At 47.2% G+C, this 18,545-nt stretch carries 15 protein-coding genes and 2 pseudogenes; all 17 read right to left on the reverse strand.

The annotated features are described in order from the left end of the window. Positions 1–6 precede the first annotated feature (6 nt). Positions 7–1,347: a heterodisulfide reductase-related iron-sulfur binding cluster gene (locus tag JCM23214_RS03180; RefSeq protein ID WP_025897500.1), complete on the reverse strand. Its 1,341-nt coding sequence runs from the start codon at positions 1,345–1,347 to the stop codon at positions 7–9. 66 nt (positions 1,348–1,413) lie between these two features. After that, positions 1,414–1,830 (reverse strand): rubrerythrin family protein, encoded by a 417-nt coding sequence (locus JCM23214_RS03185; protein WP_025897501.1) that lies wholly within the window; start codon positions 1,828–1,830, stop codon positions 1,414–1,416. Positions 1,831–1,957: 127 nt separating this feature from the next. Beyond that, positions 1,958–2,377 carry an iron response transcriptional regulator IrrA gene (gene irrA, locus JCM23214_RS03190; RefSeq protein ID WP_025897502.1) on the reverse strand — a complete coding sequence of 140 codons (420 nt, stop codon included), beginning with the start codon at positions 2,375–2,377 and terminating at the stop codon, positions 1,958–1,960. A 91-nt stretch (positions 2,378–2,468) separates the two neighbouring features. Next, positions 2,469–3,869, reverse strand: a complete 1,401-nt coding sequence (locus JCM23214_RS03195) for an NAD(P)H-dependent flavin oxidoreductase (protein ID WP_025897504.1) — start codon at positions 3,867–3,869, stop codon at positions 2,469–2,471. Positions 3,870–3,994: 125 nt separating this feature from the next. Then, positions 3,995–6,115, reverse strand: a complete 2,121-nt coding sequence (pnp, locus tag JCM23214_RS03200; protein ID WP_025897505.1) for a polyribonucleotide nucleotidyltransferase — start codon at positions 6,113–6,115, stop codon at positions 3,995–3,997. Positions 6,116–6,322: 207 nt separating this feature from the next. Further along, a complete protein-coding gene (rpsO, locus tag JCM23214_RS03205) occupies positions 6,323–6,592 on the reverse strand; it encodes a 30S ribosomal protein S15 (RefSeq protein WP_025897506.1) in 270 nt (89 codons plus the stop codon). A gap of 16 nt (positions 6,593–6,608) precedes the next feature. Beyond that, entirely contained in the window at positions 6,609–7,505 is an 897-nt protein-coding gene (gene truB, locus JCM23214_RS03210; protein ID WP_025897508.1) for a tRNA pseudouridine(55) synthase TruB, read from the reverse strand. A 5-nt stretch (positions 7,506–7,510) separates the two neighbouring features. Further along, the gene (gene rbfA, locus JCM23214_RS03215; protein ID WP_025897510.1) at positions 7,511–7,927 is read right to left on the reverse strand and encodes a 30S ribosome-binding factor RbfA; all 417 of its coding nucleotides are present in this window, start codon (positions 7,925–7,927) and stop codon (positions 7,511–7,513) included. A gap of 78 nt (positions 7,928–8,005) precedes the next feature. Continuing rightward, a pseudogene (infB, locus tag JCM23214_RS26450) lies at positions 8,006–10,677 on the reverse strand (translation initiation factor IF-2). A 20-nt stretch (positions 10,678–10,697) separates the two neighbouring features. Beyond that, entirely contained in the window at positions 10,698–11,318 is a 621-nt protein-coding gene (locus JCM23214_RS03225; protein ID WP_025897511.1) for an RNA-binding protein, read from the reverse strand. Continuing rightward, positions 11,299–12,846 (reverse strand): transcription termination factor NusA, encoded by a 1,548-nt coding sequence (gene nusA / locus JCM23214_RS03230; RefSeq protein WP_025897514.1) that lies wholly within the window; start codon positions 12,844–12,846, stop codon positions 11,299–11,301. The genes JCM23214_RS03225 and nusA overlap by 20 nt, the downstream gene beginning before the upstream one ends. 27 nt (positions 12,847–12,873) lie before the next feature. Continuing rightward, positions 12,874–13,365, reverse strand: a complete 492-nt coding sequence (rimP, locus tag JCM23214_RS03235) for a ribosome maturation factor RimP (protein WP_025897516.1) — start codon at positions 13,363–13,365, stop codon at positions 12,874–12,876. Positions 13,366–13,555: 190 nt separating this feature from the next. Next, positions 13,556–14,254: a tRNA (guanine(46)-N(7))-methyltransferase TrmB gene (gene trmB / locus JCM23214_RS03240; RefSeq protein ID WP_025897518.1), complete on the reverse strand. Its 699-nt coding sequence runs from the start codon at positions 14,252–14,254 to the stop codon at positions 13,556–13,558. An 11-nt stretch (positions 14,255–14,265) separates the two neighbouring features. Then, a pseudogene (gene metK / locus JCM23214_RS18865) lies at positions 14,266–15,434 on the reverse strand (methionine adenosyltransferase). Between the two features lie 108 nt (positions 15,435–15,542). Then, the gene (locus tag JCM23214_RS03250; RefSeq protein ID WP_025897519.1) at positions 15,543–15,953 is read right to left on the reverse strand and encodes a helix-turn-helix domain-containing protein; all 411 of its coding nucleotides are present in this window, start codon (positions 15,951–15,953) and stop codon (positions 15,543–15,545) included. Between the two features lie 120 nt (positions 15,954–16,073). Next, positions 16,074–17,624 carry an apolipoprotein N-acyltransferase gene (gene lnt, locus JCM23214_RS22015; RefSeq protein WP_025897521.1) on the reverse strand — a complete coding sequence of 517 codons (1,551 nt, stop codon included), beginning with the start codon at positions 17,622–17,624 and terminating at the stop codon, positions 16,074–16,076. Beyond that, complete coding sequence (locus JCM23214_RS03260) at positions 17,621–18,544, reverse strand: hemolysin family protein (RefSeq protein WP_025897522.1); 924 nt, start codon at positions 18,542–18,544, stop codon at positions 17,621–17,623. The genes lnt and JCM23214_RS03260 overlap by 4 nt, the downstream gene beginning before the upstream one ends. Position 18,545: the final 1 nt, after the last annotated feature.

Here is an 18,545-nt window from a genome sequence, read left to right on the forward strand (position 1 = left end):
GTTCCTTTAGTCAAGGCCGTAGGCGCGCGCCATAAACTGAATTGGATGGGCTGCTGTTTTTGTTTTTACGGCTTCGGAGTCCTGCTTTTCAATTCCTTGTAAAAGATGTTCCGCAGCCAGTGGGCATTCAGATGCGATGTTTGGGGCGCCTGACTGAAGAGCATTTTTGGCTGCTGTCTTGCCAACTTTAAGAGCTGTTTCGAAATTTTCTTTCATAATACCCCATGACCCTCCATGGCCAGAACAACGCTCTACAATGGTAAGGCGTGTATCTGGAATGAGCCTTAGCATTTCTGCACCTTTTGCGCCCATATTCTGGGCTCGCGCATGGCAAGCGAGATGCATGGATACTGCACCATTTAAGGGGTTCAGTCCTTCACACAATCCTTCATTCTTGGAAATATCTACGATGTATTCGCTAACATCGTATGTCGACGTGCTCAGAGTTTTGAGATTTTGATCATCCGGTAGAATAAGCGGCCATTCAAATTTCAGCATCAAAGCACAAGAAGAAACCAGAGCAATAACGTCGTAACCTTGGGATATCCACTCGCAAAGCTCGGCTGATACTTTTTTGGCAGTCTGCGCAACAGTGTCAATATTACCTTGCTCTAATTGTGGCATGCCGCAGCATCCGGGATACACAACTTTGGTTTCAACACCGTTCTTAGCGAGAACTTTTCGCGTGGCCTCCCCTATATCGGGGTTATTGTAATTTCCAAAGCATGTCGCATATATGACAGCTTTTCGCCCAAATGCGGGTGCCTGATCATTTAATGGGTAGCTGTTTGCTTCCGCTAGGTCCTGTAATGTTTTGGAGTGATATTTTGGAAGTTCTGCGTCTTTATGGATGTGTAGCGTTTTTTCCATTATCCCCCGTGTAAGCGTGTTCTCGCGTTTGCTTGCCCAATTTGCAATACCTGCAACCGGTTTGGCCAATTTCCCGTTTCTGTCTGTTTTTGCAAGTTGCCCGCTGACAAATCCCATTTCACCATTTTTTTGCTCAACCGCCCGATATCGCAACATAAGATGCGGAAAATCCAAGTTAAATTCATGGGGTGGAACATAGGGGCACTTCGTCATGAAGCACATATCGCAGAGTGTGCATGCATCCACGACCGTTTTAAAATCCTCCGATTTGACACTGTCCAACTCCTCGGTGGGAGCGGCATCTACCAGATCAAATAGCCGTGGAAATGAATCACAAAGATTGAAGCATCGTCGACAACCATGACAAATATCAAATACCCGGCGCAGTTCCTGGTCGAGTAATTCTTCATCGTAAAAGGCATCGTTTTGCCAGTCTAAAGGGTGGCGTGTGGGCGCTTCCAAGCTGCCTTCGCGCATGTTTTGCCTCCAGTTTGATAGGGGAGGGGGGAGAGAATATGGATGTCTCCATATTCTCGATAGGCATCAGCTCATTTCATCAAGAGCTTTTTGAAAACGACCAGCATGACTTTTTTCAGCTTTTGCAAGTGTTTCAAACCAATCAGCTATTTCGTCATGGCCTTCTTCTCGTGCAGTTTTGGCCATGCCCGGGTACATATCTGTATATTCATGCGTTTCACCAGCAATGGCAGCTTTCAGATTGTCGGATGTTGTGCCGATAGGTAGGCCAGTTGCAGGGTCGCCTGCCTCTTCCAGATATTCGAGATGTCCATGAGCGTGACCGGTCTCTCCCTCAGCTGTAGAACGGAAAACGGCGGATACATCATTGTAACCTTCAATGTCTGCTTTTTGTGCAAAATATAGGTAGCGACGATTAGCCTGAGACTCGCCAGCAAAGGCGTCTTTGAGATTTTGTTCGGTTTTACTTCCTTTGAGAGACATGGACTTTCCTCCTGATCGTTAGCTCGGACCTGTTTATTAGTTTTTTATTTTTTAACTATATGGAATAAAAAAAACAAATGTCAATTGATTAGAATTATTCCAATTCAGGTCGATGCTGAAAGGCCGTTTAGCCGGTGGGGTTCGAGCGAACCCTAACAAATATATCTACTGATGAAATATCTACCCCTTCCGGTAATTCCGGTAATTGGCGAAGGCGTATATTATCAGATTGGATATCTTCAAGACGTCCTTCATTCTCATAATATAGATGGTGGTGGGGAGAAGTGTTGGTGTCGAAATATGTTTTACTCGAATCGACAATAACTTCTCGCAAAAGTCCTGCTTTGGTAAATTGGTGCAGATTATTGTAAACGGTGGCAAGAGAAAGAGGCAGCCGATAAGAGGAGACCTCCTTGTGAAGTTCTTCCGCAGTAATATGACGATTTCCGTCTGCAAAAAGGGCGCTTGCCAAAGCCATCCGTTGTTTGGTTGGTCGTAGGCCTGCCGCCCTGATCAGGGCCTCATAACTGGAAAAATCATCCGGCATCCGAAATCTCGCATATAATTGCCAAAGCCTAATGAACAAATATAGTTCATTAATGCAGTGTGGCAAATCAACCGGACGAGAATGACCAGAATTATTTCCCTGTCATAATCCGATCAACCAGCTGCTTCACTGTTGGCACGAACCCGTTTGCGTAAAATGGATCCGTTGCAAAGCGATAAGCGCCATGACCCGCAAACATCAAATTGTTGTTGATGTTGCTGTCAGAATGGATCACATCCTGTAGCGTCTTTTGAATGCAAAAACTTCTAGGGTCGGCTTTTCGGCCTGTATTTCCTTTTTCGTTTTCCGCCCAGTTTGAGAAGCTGCACTGCGAAAGGCACCCCATACAATCAATTTGGTCTTTACGAATTTCCTGCATTTTTTCTTTAGTCACAAAAACCATGGTAGAATCCGGTGTTTTCATGACCTGATCAAAACCTGCGGCTACCCATTTTTGTGCATTGACCAAATCTTGCTCTGTGAGAAAGACTTCCCGTTTACGTGCTCCCATGCTGAATGCAGCGGTATGTGCACCAACAGGTTCATTTGAATAGGCAACCTGACGTTCTGATCTTTCCTTGAGTTCGTCAAGAAAGTCGTTTCGAACAGCAGATGACCAGAAACCAGTTGGGCTAAAGCGGTTCAGGAAGACATCGCCTTTTTTAAGGGTGCCCAGTTTTTTCTTCCAAGCATCGGAAATTGGACTTTCTTTGGTCAGCAAGGGGCGTGTGCCAAATTGAAAAGCAATTGGACCAATTTCCGGGTTGTCGAGCCAGTCTTCCCAGTCTTCGATATGCCAAACACCACCAGCCATGATTATTGGGGTGTTGTGCAGGCCCATTTCATTCATCAACTTGCGAAGAGCCGCTACACGTGGATAGGGGTCTTCGGGCTTCATCGGATCTTCCGAGTTGCTCAAACCATTATGGCCGCCGGCAAGCCATGGATCCTCATATACGACACCGCCCAGCCATTCAGAGAATTTGTGATAGGCTCGTTTCCATAGGGCCCTAAAAGCACGGGCAGAGGAGATGATGGGGTAATAATGTACTTTATAGTCTGCGGCAATTTGTGCCACGCGATAAGGCATACCCGCGCCGCAAGTTATACCATTGATTAGACCTTTGGCACCTTCCAGAACACCGTGCAAAATCCGCTCAGCGCCGCCCATTTCCCATAGAACATTCATGTGAACAGCTCCCTGTCCACCTGCAATTTCATGAGAAATCTGAGCTTGTGTAATACCACCGCGAATACCATAGGCTACCAGCTCGTCATGGCGTTCCCGGCGTGTTCTACCGTGGTAGATTTGGGGAATGATGTCTCCGTTTTCGTCGTAACTATCTGCATTCACACCGGAGAATGTAGCGACACCTCCCGCAGCTGCCCAGGCACCTGAACTTTGGCCGGAGGATACAGCAATACCTTTACCGCCCTCAACGACCGGGAGAACTTCTTTACCTGACATTACAATGGCATTTAGTGACTTCACGTGACAATCCCTAATACTTAGACCTAACCATTACCATTTAGCGCAAAGTTGCATTTACACCAAGCGGTAAAGACCTGCAAAGGCGGCAAAGTTTAACTGAACCGCCTTTACAGCTAACTATACACTTAGTCTTCGCTATTGTCTTCGGTTGTTGCATCATCCTCGGCTTCGTCAGCCAGAACTGCTTTTATAGACAACCGAACTTTACCGCGGCCATCAATTTCCAACACTTTTACGCGAACCTCGTCGCCTTCATTGACAACATCTGTAACTTTGGCGACCCGTTTTGGAGCAAGTTCAGAAATATGAACAAGTCCGTCCCGGTTGCCGAAGAAGTTTACAAATGCACCAAAATCAACAACTTTAACGACCTTACCTGTATATGTAACGCCAACTTCCGGATCATCAACAATTGATTTGATCCAATTTACGGCAGCGTCAGCAGATTCAGTTGATGTTGCCGCAACTTTGACGGTTCCATCATCCTCGATATCAATTTTGGCACCTGTTGTTTCGCAAATTTCACGAATAACCTTACCACCTGTACCGATAATATCGCGGATTTTGTCTTTGGCAACGTTCAGTTGGGTGATACGAGGCGCGCCATCGCGAACACCGTCACGGGCAGCATCAAGTGCTTTTGCCATCTCTTCCAGAATATGCAAGCGACCTTCGGTGGCCTGAGCCAGAGCCTGACGCATGATTTCCTCTGTGATACCTGCAATCTTGATATCCATTTGAAGAGAAGTAATTCCCTCGCCAGTGCCAGCAACCTTGAAGTCCATATCACCTAGATGATCTTCATCACCCAGAATATCGGACAGAACTGCAAACTGGCCGTCTTCTTCAAGGATCAGACCCATAGCGATACCAGCAACAGGTGCCTCTAGAGGAACACCAGCATCCATTAACGCCAATGAGGTTCCACAAACAGTCGCCATTGAGGAGGAACCGTTTGATTCAGTTACTTCTGATACAACACGTAAAGTATAGGGGAAACTCTCTTTACCCGGCAGTACAGGATGAATTGCACGCCATGCCAGTTTTCCATGTCCAACTTCGCGGCGGCCTGTAAAGCCAACACGCCCAGCTTCACCAACTGAGTAAGGTGGAAAGTTGTAATGAAGCATGAAGTTTTCGCGATATTCGCCTTCAAGGGCATCTACGATTTGTTCATCCTGCCCGGTCCCGAGCGTTGTAACAACCAGCGCCTGAGTTTCACCCCGAGTAAACAGAGCAGAACCATGTGCGCGTGGTAATGCGCCCACTTCAGCAACGATTGGACGAACGGTTTTCGTGTCACGTCCATCAATTCGCTTGCCAGTAGAAATAATATTTCCGCGAACGATTTTCTTTTCGATCTTTTTCAGAATGGCATTCGCTGCTTCAATCTGGTCTTCTTCAAGCGTTTCAAGGACAGCCTGTTTGGCGGCATTAACCTGTTCAACGCGGTCCTGTTTAACCTGTACCTTGTAGGCTTCAGTGAGCGCGTCTTCCGCTGCTGCTTTTACCTTTGCTTCGAGTTCAGCATCGACTTCGGCAGGTTGGTAATCCCACGGTTCTTTCGCACATTCTTCAGCAAGATCGATAATCGCATCGATTACTGGCTGGAATTCACGATGACCATACATCACAGCGCCCAGCATTTGTTCTTCAGATAGTTCAGATGCCTCTGACTCAATCATCAAAACAGCTTCGCTTGTACCTGCAATTACCAGATCAAGATCTGTATCGGCCATCTGCTCTGCGGTTGGGTTGAGGATATATTCACCATCAATCATACCAACACGGGCGGCACCTACTGGACCCATGAAAGGAATACCGGAAATGGTCAGTGCTGCTGAGGCACCGATCAACGAAATCACATCCGGATCATTTTCAAGATCATGCGCAAGAACGGTGCAGATAATCTGTGTTTCATTTTTAAAGCCGCTCACGAAAGAGGGGCGTAGCGGGCGATCGATCAAGCGGGAGACCAGTGTTTCCTTTTCGCTTGGACGTCCTTCACGTTTGAAAAAGCCACCCGGGATTTTACCCGCAGCATACGCTTTTTCCTGATAGTTTACAGTGAGTGGAAAAAAGTCCACTCCAGGCTTTTCAGCCTTCGCAGCAACAGCTGTACACAGAACCTGAGTTCCGCCATAGGTAATCATCACTGCACCATCAGCCTGACGGGCAACTTTACCTGTTTCCATTACGAGCGGACGTCCGCCCCACATCACTTCCTTGCGATGTACTTCAAACATTTTTTTTCCTTCCAAAGCGGTTCAGCCCCATGCGTTCCCGCATTCACCCAGTACCCTATGTACTGAAAATCTATTTCATACCTTCACTTACGGTTTCCGATAAAATACCGGAAATACAAAAACGCCGGTGCATCGGACAAAAACTGCCCAAAGCAGAACCGGCGCTTATAATTTCCGGAACTCTTACGAGATCCGGAAAACTGGTTGTTACTTACGAATTCCAAGACGTTTAATCAGATCCTGATAGCGTTCTTCACTGTTTTTTCTCAAATAGTCGAGCAAACGACGACGTTTGCTGACCAGGCTCAACAAGCCACGACGCGAATGCACGTCTTTTTTGTGGTCTTTGAAATGCTCAGTGAGGTTGGAAATACGTGTTGTAAGAATAGCGATTTGCACTTCTGGTGAACCAGTGTCACCTTCAGTTGTTGCAAATTCCTTGATCAATTCTGCTTTTTTTTCAGCACTAATCGACATCGGTAAACTCCAATAATTAAATATTAAAAACCCGGACCGGGTATAAAATGCCGTTTTCCACTCGAGAAATTGACAAAGGTTTATCCTGATCCATTGCACAGACAATTCCGTCTGCCAAATTTGGTACTGCCACGTCATTGCCGTGCCTCACGCGAATAGCCTGAGTTTCCGAAATGGCCACCGCCGGGATGTCGTCCAGCGCGGTCGTCAGTGGAAGCAAGTCCTCAAATTCCGCCGGACACTGCCACAGCTTTTCCAACTTATCCAGTGAAATCGCATCTTTTTCTAAAAAAGGACCTACTTTTGTGCGGCGAAGTTGCGACAAGTGCGCAACGGTTCCTAAATAGACCGCCAAATCGCGGGCAAGTGCCCTGATATAGGTTCCTTTTGAACAGGTAACCGAAAATTGCGCATGATCAGAATCGATGATGTTGGTGAGATTCAACTCATAAATCTCAACCTGGCGTTCAGGCATTTGGACATCCGAACCGCTTCGGGCCAGCTTGTATGCACGTTCGCCATTAATTTTGATTGCTGAATATGCTGGAGGAATTTGGGTAATCGAGCCTGTAAATGCTTGTAAGGCTTCCAATATCTCGGATTCCGAAGGGCATTTTTCGGCAGTTTCTTCAATCTCGCCTTCGATATCGTCGGTATTGGTTTTGGCTCCCCAGCGCGCTGTAAAGGAGTACTGTTTTCGATCATCCACTATAAAGGGAACCGTTTTGGTTGCTTCACCAAGTGCAATTGGCAGAACGCCGGTTGCGAATGGATCAAGTGTTCCTGCATGCCCCGCTTTTTGGGCCTTTGTTATCCATTTGACTTTATTGACTACAGCCGCCGACGTCATGCCGGCGGGCTTGTCAATATTGAGCCAGCCGTGAATGGGTATTCCTTTTTTGCGACGTGCCATAATCTTTAGGAGTCAGAGTCAGTTTCTGACTCTTGATCTTGGTTCCGTTCGGAGCTGGTTTTTCGAATGAGACTGTCTATATGATCCCCATATTCGAAAGAAGCGTCTATTTTGAAAGCCAATCTTGGAGTAAATTTCATAGATAGCTGTCGACCCATTTCCGACTGAATAAATCCGGCGGACCGATTTAGGCCTTTAATAACAGCTTCTTCATTCATGCCCCCAAGAGGGACAACATAAACCGTTGCATTGCGCATGTCCGGACTGGGCTGAACTTCGGTTACGGTCACGGGGGTGGAGCTCACATCCGGATCGTGAATATTTCCCTCAGCCAGTACTTCGGAAATTATGTGCCGAAGCTGTTCACCAACACGCAGTTGGCGCTTGCTCGCTGTTTTGGCGGATCGTTTCTGGTTAGTCATAGAGGATGCCTCTCAAATCAAAAAAGGCAGGAGCAATTCTGCCCCTGCGCTTTTGAAAAACGTGTCGCTGCGAATTGATTAAAGTTCGCGAGCAACTTCCACAACTTCAAAGCATTCGATAAAATCTCCAACCTGAATATCGTGGTAATTTTCAAATGCCATGCCGCATTCCATACCGGACTTGACTTCCTTGACTTCATCCTTGAAGCGTTTGAGTGTCGCCAGTGTTCCTTCATGGATGACAACGTCATCCCGCAGTAGACGAACCTTGGCGCCGCGTTTGACAGTGCCTTCTGTGACCATGCAACCGCCAATTTTACCAACCTTGGATATGTTGAACACCTCGCGAATTTCCGCATACCCCAGGAAATCCTCGCGCAATGTTGGCGCCAACATACCAGACAGCATAGCCTTGATGTCGTCGATTACATTGTAGATGACGGAGTAATACTGAATATCAATGCCTTTTGCTGATGCAGCCTCACGTGCCTGTTTATTGGCTCGAGTGTTAAAAGCAATGATCATAGCGTTGGAGGCGGCCGCCAGATTGACGTCAGATTCAGTTATACCGCCAACCGCTGACAGAAGAACATTTACCTTCACTTCATCGGTCGCAAGCTTCTCAAGAGAAGCGGAGATGGCTTCCGCAGAGCCTTGAACGTCGGCTTTGATCACAACAGGAAGTTCATCTGCAGTCCCTTCCTGAATTGCAGTAAACATTTGTTCAATTGATCCGCGAGCGGTTGCTGTAACTTTCTTCTCTTTCGCGACCTGCTGACGATATTCAGCAATTTCTTTTGCTTTGGCTTCGTTTTCGGTAACAACAAATTCGTCACCTGCCTCTGGGGTTCCCTGAATACCAAGGACCTCAACCGGGATGGATGGACCAGCTTCTTCAACCTGATTTCCGCGATAATCCAGAAGTGCTCGAACTTTACCGTAAGCTGGACCAGCAACAAAGTTATCGCCGATACGTAAAGTGCCACGTTTCACCAATATTGTTGCCACCATACCGCGGCCTGTCTCAATTTTGGCTTCAACTACAGACCCTTGTGCGCTGCGATCTGGGTTCGCTTTCAGCTCAAGAATCTCTGCCTGAAGCATAATCGCTTCTTGCAATTTATCAAGACCCGTACCCTGAAGCGCAGACACCTCTACCGAGAGGACGTCACCACCCATTTCCTCAACAAATATTTCATGCTGCAGAAGTTCCTGTCTAACCTTGTCAGGGTTTGCGCCCGGCTTGTCGCATTTGTTGATCGCAACAATAATGGGTACTTCCGCTGCTTTGGCGTGTTTGATTGCTTCAATAGTCTGCGGCATCACGCTGTCATCTGCAGCAACCACCAGAATTACAACATCGGTGACCTGAGCACCGCGCATACGCATTGCTGTAAAGCTTCATGGCCCGGAGTGTCAAGAAATGTGATTGTATCACCCGATTTCAGTTTTACCTGATAGGCACCGATATGCTGGGTAATACCACCTGCTTCGCCGGCGGCCACGTCAGTTTTGCGCATAGCGTCAAGCAAGGAGGTTTTACCATGGTCCACATGTCCCATTATCGCAACAACAGGGGCGCGTGGAACCATATTTTCGTCTGTGTCTTCCTCGTCATCACCACCAAGGCCAATTTCCACGTCTGAGGCGGCGACACGTTTTGGAGTATGACCCAAGTCAGTCACAATAAGTTCCGCAGTGTCAGCATCGATTGTTTGCGGAGGAGTGGCCATGATACCAAGTTTCATCAATGCCTTGACCACATCGACGACGCGTTCGCTCATACGGTTTGCAAGTTCCTGAACGGAAATGACTTCGGGAATTGTAACTTCGCGATACACTTTCTGAGGTAAGTCCTCTGGCTGCATTTGCTGTTTCTTGCGTGCGCGCTTGATCGAGGCCAATGAACGTTGTTTCGGGCCCCGGTCATTTAATGCATCGCCAATTGTCAGACGACCTGAGCGTCTGCGCTGATCGTCTGCTCCGCGACGTGCACCAGATGGACGTTCTTCATTCCCACGGCTCGGCTTGGCAACTTTTTTACGAACACCGGTACGATCGCGGCCTGTATCTTCGACTTCGCCGCCCGTATTCCCTGAATCAGGGCGCGCTGAGGTCTTGGCAACTCTCGGTGCTGTCGTGCGTTTGGGCTCTTCCGCTTGTGGTTTAGCTTTCGCTTTTTCACGATGCTTGGCAGCCTGCGCTTCTTTGGCAGCAGCAGCTTCTTCAAGCAGTCTTTTTGCTTCCTCTTCCTCGGCACGTCTGCGTTCTTCGGGAGATCGGCGTTTTGCCGCACGTTCTTTTTCTTTTTTCTCTTTTTCTTCGATGCGTTTGCGGGCAGCTTCTTCTTCGGCCCTTTTCGCTTCTTCTTCTGCTTTTAACGCATCAAGTTTTTGCTGTTCTTCCTGTTGCTTCTTCGCAAGCAGAAGTGCAGCGGCGCGTGCGCTTTTCTCATCCTGAGTTAGTAGATTTGGATCTGACGCGGTTTCTTTCGAGCTGGCAGTCGCTGTGTTCTTTTTAACACTCAGCGTTTTTTTGGCGGCACTCGGTTTGGCTGATACAGTGGTTTTGGTCGCGCCAGCCGCTGGCGAGGCTCCGCGTTTTTTCCGCACTTCTACTTGCACGGTCTTTGAGCGACCATGGCTGATGTTCTGGCGAACCTGACCGCTGTCACCGGCGTTCTTTTTCATTTCCAGCGGTTTGTTCAGGCTAAGCGATTTACGCCCACCCTTGTCGTTTGTATCAGTCATTCCTACTCCGACCCGGTTCCTTAACTTACATTGTCGACATCCCGAAATTCTTGCAGTCTCGAGACTTCAATCAAAAACTTATCCGTCAGTCCATCTGGGGTTATCGCAATATGGACTGCATTTTCAAGCCCCACAGCCTGACTTAACTCTTCACCACTGAATAATTCCACCAGCTTCAGGCTATGTGCCAGACGACTTAACTTCTGTCGCCCATCTACTGCGCCGTCGCTTGCCGCAATTAATACAGCAGCTTTGTTTGATTTTAAAGCTGCTTCTACCTTTGCAAACCCGGTTTTCAACAAACCACGTTTTCTGCAAAGGCCAAGCAAATTCAAACATTTTTCCAAAAGAGCTTTGTCTATTGCTTCCAAGATGCTCTCTGGAATTACTATTTTCTGTTTTGCTGATCGGGAAAACAGACCTTTCCTAATCGCAAGTTCTATATACTTTTTTGGACGCCTGATCCAGATTCCTCTTCCCGGCAATGATTTCTGGTGATCAAAAACCAGCATCCCATCCGGGGAAACCACAAATCTGAACAGATCATCCTTGGGAAGAACCTCACCGGTTACGATACATTTTCGCAAGGCCGTCTTGTGCTCTTCCCTCGATTTTGCAGGTTTATTCAGTTTCCTGTTCACCTGCTGTTTCATCCTCTTCGAACCAATGGGCACGAGCAGCCATTACGATCTCATTGGCTTGGTCAAGGCTTAGGTTTGACCCTTTCAAAATACCATCTTCGGAATTGACCAACTCGTCACCTGAAAGGTCTGCCAGATCATCCAGTGTTTTGATACCAGCTTCGCCCAAGGCAACTGCCATCGCAGGGGTTAGCCCTTCAATGTTGATAACGTCATCACTAACGTCCAGCGTCTCAAGCTTCTCAGCCATCTGTTGGTTGAAGGTTTCGATATATTCCTGGGCGCGACGGATCAATTCCTCGGCAACGTCTTCGTCAAACCCTTCAATTTCAGCAATTTCCGACACATCAGTGAAGGTGAGATCCTCAATTGAGGTAAAGCCTTCTGTTGTCAATAATTGGGCAATGGTCTCATCAACATCAAGGGCTTCCATGAAGTTTTTGGTTCGTTCGGCAAATTCGGCCTGGCGACGATTTGATTCTTCCTCTTCAGTCAGGATATCAATATCCCAGCCGGAAAGTTGCGTGGCCAGTCTTACATTTTGCCCGCGGCGGCCAATGGCCAATGATAGCTGGTCATCTGGAACCACCACTTCAATTTTGTTGGCCTCTTCATCCAGAACAACTTTGGCAACCTCGGCAGGTGCCAATGCGTTCACAATGAAACTTGCCTGATCAGGTGACCAGGGAATAATGTCAATTTTTTCGCCCTGAAGCTCGTTGACTACTGCCTGAACACGAGCACCACGCATACCGACACACGCACCGACCGGATCAATGCTGGGATCGTTGGAAGTAACCGCAAATTTTGCACGGCTCCCTGGATCGCGGGCAACAGCCTTGATTTCAATGACACCATCGTAAATTTCTGGAACTTCCTGAGTAAACAGTTTGGCCATAAATTGAGGATGACTGCGGGAGAGGAAAATTTGAGGACCCCGCTGCTCGCGGCGGACATCAAAGATGTATGCACGAATTCTGTCACCTTGACGGAATGTTTCCCTAGGCAGCAGCTCGTCCCGTCGTACAACAGCGTCAGCTTTACCCAAATCAACAGTTACATTGCCATACTCTACGCGCTTGACAATACCATTGATAATATCGCCAACTCGGTCTTTATACTCTTCATACTGCCGTTCACGTTCGGCTTCACGGACCTTTTGGACAATGACCTGTTTTGCTGTCTGAGCAGCAATTCGACCAAAATCAATTGGTGGAAGCGGGTCAGTCAACAAATCACCGATTTCACTACCAGGGACTTCCGACTGGGCCTGCTCAAGCGTGACCTGAGTTGCTTCATTCTCAACTTCTTCAACGACTTCGCGAACGCGGGCCAGACGAATTTCACCTGTGCTTCGATTAATGTTCGCGCGAATATCGTTTTCGTGACCGTACTTGGCTCGTGCGGCCTTCTGAATAGCCTCTTCCATGGCTTCCAGAACGATATCCCGGTCTATTAATTTCTCTCTGGCTACTGCATCTGCAACTTGCAGCAGTTCCAACCGATTTAAGCTTGCAGCCGATTCCATGACTTCAATTCCGTCCTATAGCTTTGATCAGGACTTGTTGCTGCTTTGACTTGCAGCAATCAACTCATCCGTTAACACCAGCTTTGCCTTTCGTAAATCTGAAAAAGGCAATTCCCATTTTTCTCCAGCACTATCAAGCACGAGAATATTTTCATCCTCAACGCCCAACAATTTTCCACGGTAACGGCGCTGGCCATTGACCGCTTCATCCAATTCAACTTTCGCCTCAAAACCGGCCCATTTTTCGAAGTCTTTCAGACGTGTCAAAGGGCGGTCGATGCCTGGAGAGGAGACTTCCAGATTATAGGCATCAGAAATTGGATCTTCCACATCAAGTATTGCTGAAACTGCATGGCTGACTTCCTCGCAACCGTCAATGGTCATCGTTCCATCTGCTTTTTCAGCCATCACCTGTAACACGGGGTTTTCGCCGCCGGTGAAGGTTACCCGCACCAGTTCGTAACCCAAATCCTGTAGTGTAGGTTCAATCAGATCAGCAATTTTTGTAGTCGGATCCACTGAATATCTCTCACTTCTCATCGACCCAAGGAGCAACAAAATGCTTTAAAAGGGCCCATAAACAAAAACAGCGGACCAGAGGCCCACCGTTCAAACAGCTTATCCTTACGGTAAGCGAACAGTACTAATTTAGCGCTATAATAGCCAAAGCGAAGGTAATGCCAAGTTTTTTCTTGTCTTCCCTACACTATTAATGACGCGATTTGCGTTTGAAACGGTAATAAACAGACCTTCGGTCTTCGCGAAGTGCTTTAGCTTCATACCGGGTTTGCGGCCAGTCTTCGCCGCGAACAAGCCAGTCATTGGGTTGTTCAGCAAGCCACTCGAAGTCCTCTGACGCTAAAAAATGGTGAAGAATCCAAGCGCCATAGTCCAAATGGTCGGTACCCACTCGCAGGATGCAATTATCGTCCAAGACCCTTGCAAGGGCTCGAATGTTTGTTTCTGAAACGAATCGCCGTTTATGGTGAGAGGATTTTGGCCAGGGATCCGCGAATAACAAAAACGCTTTTTTGATTGAAGCGTCTGGTAGCTTTGCTAATAAATGCTCTGCCGCTTCATTATGGATACGAACATTGTCTAGGTTTTTTGCTTCAATTTTTGCAAGCAAGGATGCGACGCCATTGAGAAAAGGTTCGCACCCGATAATGCCTGCGTCTGGATTATGTTCAGCTTGCCAAGCTAGATGTTCACCAGCACCAAATCCAATTTCCAGCCAGTATTCGGACTGGTTCTTTGAAAAAAGATCGCTTGGCGTCAGGCGTTCACCGTCCATCGGAACGGTGAGTTTTGGCAGCATTCCGTCAACCAGTTTCTGTTGGCTTTGCCGAAGAGATTTACCTCTTCGGCGACCATACAGTATACGTTTTCTCTGGGAGCCAGTTTGCATTGGTCTGAAAATCAGGCGAAGGCAGATTTCAGCTCGTCAACCAGATCCAGTTTCTCCCAAGAGAAACCGCCATCATCTTGAGCATGCCGGCCAAAATGACCATATGCTGCTGTTCGTGCATAAATGGGCCGGTTAAGTTTCAGGTGCTCTCTAATACCGCGCGGGCTCAAATCCATGACCTGCATCAGTACTTCAGAAAGCCTGTTTTCATCTACTTGCCCTGTCCCGTAAAGGTCCACATACAGCGAGAGTGGTTTTGAAACACCGATAGCATAGGATACCTGTATGCAGCATTTTTCAGCGAGTCCGGCTGCCACAACATTTTTCGCCAGATAACGCGATGCGTAAGCTGCTGAGCGGTCAACTTTGGTAGGGTCCTTGCCAGAAAAGGCACCGCCACCATGTGGGGCAGCGCCGCCATAAGTGTCCACGATGATTTTGCGGCCGGTCAAACCTGCGTCACCATCTGGCCCTCCAATAACGAACTTACCTGTTGGGTTTACATAAAACTCATCTTCTGGGCACATCCAGCCATCGGGTAGTGCTTCCGTTACATATTTGCGCACTACTTCACGGACTTCCTCAGTCTCAACACCATCTGCATGCTGCGTGGATACAACGACAGAGGTTGCTCGGACCGGTTTCCCATTTTCGTAAGCAAGTGTTACTTGGCTTTTTGAATCGGGCCCTAGGATGCTTTCCGCACCAGAGTGTCGAGCTCCGGCCAGAAGTTTGAGAATATTGTGGGAGTAGTATATGGGAGCCGGCATCAGTACGTCTGTTTCATTCACAGCAAAGCCGAACATTATCCCCTGATCACCCGCGCTTCATCTTTATTGCCAGCAGCATCAACACCCTGGGCAATATCCACAGATTGTTCGTGAAGAAAAATATCCACGGCAGCATTTTTCCAATGAAAGCCGTCCTGCTCATAACCGATTTCGCGTACTGCTTCGCGAGCTGTTTCCTCGATAAGGTCTTTGGTAATTTCTGCAGGGCCCCGCACTTCGCCGCCCAAAACAATCCTGTTTGTGGTTGTTAAGGTTTCGCAAGCTACTCGGGAGTAGGGATCTTTTGAAAGATACAGATCAACGATTGCATCAGAAATGCGATCGCATACTTTATCAGGATGTCCTTCGGACACTGATTCACTTGTAAATAGATAATTGGAATTTTGCACTGTCAGTCTCGACTTTCATATCAGTGATTGCTGCAAACCAATGGTTTCGCAAATTGATTGTAAGATCGAGCAATGTAACTTTCTTGCCCGAGGGGTCAAGAAGAATATTTATTCGTCATCCGAGTCCAGTTGCTGATCACTGATCGCTTTTATGAGTTCCAGCACTCTCCTGCGCGTATCTTCGTCTGATATGCTATAATATGCTCGGGTCAGTTGTTGTGTTTCTCGTTTATCAAATGGATGGGCAACAAACGATTCACCGTTTTCGGCAACGGCACCGTTTGAATGTTGGATGCTTTCGGGCATATCTTCAAAGAAATAGGCAGTTGGAACTTTCAGAAGGCGGCTGATTTCATAAAGCCGACTTGCTCCAACTCGATTGGCCCCTTTTTCGTATTTTTGAATTTGTTGGAATGTCAACCCCAGATCCTTGCCGAGTTTTTCCTGACTAATGCGCAAGAAATTGCGGCGTTCTCTCAATCGACTTCCAACATGAACATCTACCGGATGATGTGACATTGCATGTACCCCTCTTTTGTCAACGGAACATATTCTAGTTGATTTAAAGAACCCTTAACAACTACCGGCATGGCAAATTAAGGTGATTTTTGTGAAATTTTTGACTGAAAATCTGGTAAATTAGTGAAACCTTCTAATCGTGAGACCGATAGTTAAAAAAATCACACATGTTACCAAAGGTAGAATCTCGCCGATTCTGCCATAAAGAGTTCTATTCTCCAAGGCCTTAGGAATACTTGTATCGATGATTCCGGCTTTTGTCGGGGGGATCTCATCTAATATGCGGCCGTACCCATCCACTACAGCAGATATTCCCTTGTTTGCAGATCTGATCAATGAAACTCCTTGTTCTATGGCCCGAGTTCGAGAGATTACGAAATGTTGATAGGGGCCAGACGTGTGCCCAAACCAGGCATCATTTGTTACGTTGAGGATCCAGTCGAACTCGTCGTCAGATTTAACTTCCCACGGGAATGTGACCTCGTAGCAAATCAATGTGCGAAAAGGTGGCAATCCAGCAAGTTTCATCACATCATTAGCTCCTGGAGGAGGAAATGAAAAATCAGACATGTTATCCAATGCCGGAATAAGACTTGAAACCCCTGAACTTTCGAGGAAGGATCGCAGAGGTAAGTATTCGCCATATGGCAATAGGTGCCTTTTGTCATAAACACCGATTATCTCTCCAGTGCTCGACAAGGCCTGAACGCTGTTCCAGTATTTGCGCTCAACTGGATCCCGTCTAGGGGCACCGGTGATAAGCGCTCCTTCTTTTGGAGCAAGTCGTTGCAAATACCCTGAAATCCGCTCATCCGTGGTTATAAAGAAAGGAACTGCTGTCTCTGGCCAGATCAGATATCTAAACTCACCGGCCTCGGAACGGCTTAACTTCTCAAGATTTTGAACATGCGAAAATCGTGTTTCGGTTTTCCACTTGGTTTCCTGATCATTGTTTGGCTGGACTATTCGGATTTCACTGTTTTCTATATTTTCTAAGGGGGGAGAATTAAGGCGCAAGGTTCCTATGGTTACGAGGGCCAAAATCAACAGGCTGTCAGCCAGCATGAAGTAGTTTTTTTTCCGAACAGATAGTGATGTTTCGGTTAAAAGTGCGGGCACGGAACAGACGAAAACAGTTACCAGTGTAAGCCCGTATATCCCAACATAGGCGGTCCATTGCAACATGGGAAGGATGTCCCCCCAAGCATACCCAATCAGGTTCCATGGAAATCCAGTGAATAATATTCCGCGAATATATTCGAGCATTGTCCACGAGGCAGCAAAGATAAAAATCCGGGCAATGCCTTTTGCTTGCAAGACATATAAAATAAAAGTTGAAAGCCCGGTAAATATGGCCAGACATGCGGGTAGAACTAAAGTTGGAATTGGAATTAGGGCAGCATGGGCTCCCGCGTCAATCGTAAAGGCAACGCCTATCCAGTAAAGACCAGCTGTGAAATATCCAAATCCAAACCACCAACCGATGAAGAAGGATTGCTTTTTGTTTCGGGTTTCTGCTGTCAGGATAAGTAACAGAGAAAGGCAGACAGGTAGTAGAAAGATAATATGAAGTGGCGCCAATGTCGCCGCCAGTAATATACCTGCAAACAGCGATAATGCTGATTTTTTCCAGAATGTGAGCTCTGACAGACGGATAAGCTTTAAATTCATTCTATGTCTGCTAATAACTCTGGGCTTCTTCGAATGCGCACGCGTTTGACTTTGCGAGGATCTGCATCCGTTATTTCAAAATCCAGTCCGCTGTCATGATGGATGATTTCACCTCGAACAGGGATATGTCCAGCCAACTGGAATACAAGACCGCCAACGGTATCAACCTCTTCATCTTCGTCTTCGGGCAGGAGGTCGACTTCCAAAAGTTCTTCAAGATCCGTAATTTGGGCGCGTGCGTCGGCTTCAATCGTCCCATTACCCGCTACAAAAATTAACGGTCCTTCCTGTTCGTCATGCTCGTCTTCAATGTCTCCGACAATTTCTTCAACCAGATCTTCGATGGTTACAAGGCCATCAATGCCCCCATATTCATCGACAACAGTAGCCATATGGATATGGGTTGCCCGCATTTTAAGTAACAAGTCCTGTACAGACATTGAAGGAGGCACGAATAGGACCTCGCGAGTGAAATTTTGCCAGTTGGAAGCGTCTTTCTTTCCCCAGAAATTTATAAGGTCCTTGATATGGAACATTCCGATGACGTTATCAAGGCTATCTTCATAGACGGGAAGTCTGGAATGGCTTGTTTCGGCGAAGCGGGCAACGACCTGGTCCAGTTGAAGGCTAGCGTCAATGGCTTCAATATCAGCACGTGGAACCATGACATCACTAATATTCATATCGCCAATACCAAGAATATTGGTCAGCATGGCCCGTTCCGAGGGATTTATTTCCTGTTCGGGGTCATCGTGTTCTTCAATAAGCTCTTCCAGAGTTGATCGAACGGTGCTGTCATTTTGACCACCAATACCAATCGTTTTTAACAGACGCTGAAATACCCCTCCTGAACTATCCACGTCAGTTCTACTGACTTGATCAATTGGTTCGATGTTATTTTTAGTTAATTCGTCACTCATG

Source organism: Sneathiella glossodoripedis JCM 23214 (genome assembly GCF_000616095.1).
Lineage (GTDB): Bacteria > Pseudomonadota > Alphaproteobacteria > Sneathiellales > Sneathiellaceae > Sneathiella > Sneathiella glossodoripedis.

What these genes read in the sequence shown, in the direction of transcription:
- JCM23214_RS03180 (WP_025897500.1), bottom strand. Translation starts at nt 1,347, where the DNA reads ATGCGCGAAGGCAGCTTGGAAGCGCCCACACGCCACCCTTTAGACTGG.
- JCM23214_RS03185 (WP_025897501.1), bottom strand. Translation starts at nt 1,830, where the DNA reads ATGTCTCTCAAAGGAAGTAAAACCGAACAAAATCTCAAAGACGCCTTT.
- irrA (WP_025897502.1), bottom strand. Translation starts at nt 2,377, where the DNA reads ATGCCGGATGATTTTTCCAGTTATGAGGCCCTGATCAGGGCGGCAGGC.
- pnp (WP_025897505.1), bottom strand. Translation starts at nt 6,115, where the DNA reads ATGTTTGAAGTACATCGCAAGGAAGTGATGTGGGGCGGACGTCCGCTC.
- rpsO (WP_025897506.1), bottom strand. Translation starts at nt 6,592, where the DNA reads ATGTCGATTAGTGCTGAAAAAAAAGCAGAATTGATCAAGGAATTTGCA.
- truB (WP_025897508.1), bottom strand. Translation starts at nt 7,505, where the DNA reads ATGGCACGTCGCAAAAAAGGAATACCCATTCACGGCTGGCTCAATATT.
- rbfA (WP_025897510.1), bottom strand. Translation starts at nt 7,927, where the DNA reads ATGACTAACCAGAAACGATCCGCCAAAACAGCGAGCAAGCGCCAACTG.
- nusA (WP_025897514.1), bottom strand. Translation starts at nt 12,846, where the DNA reads ATGGAATCGGCTGCAAGCTTAAATCGGTTGGAACTGCTGCAAGTTGCA.
- trmB (WP_025897518.1), bottom strand. Translation starts at nt 14,254, where the DNA reads ATGCAAACTGGCTCCCAGAGAAAACGTATACTGTATGGTCGCCGAAGA.
- JCM23214_RS03250 (WP_025897519.1), bottom strand. Translation starts at nt 15,953, where the DNA reads ATGTCACATCATCCGGTAGATGTTCATGTTGGAAGTCGATTGAGAGAA.
- lnt (WP_025897521.1), bottom strand. Translation starts at nt 17,624, where the DNA reads ATGAATTTAAAGCTTATCCGTCTGTCAGAGCTCACATTCTGGAAAAAA.
- JCM23214_RS03260 (WP_025897522.1), bottom strand. Translation starts at nt 18,544, where the DNA reads ATGAGTGACGAATTAACTAAAAATAACATCGAACCAATTGATCAAGTC.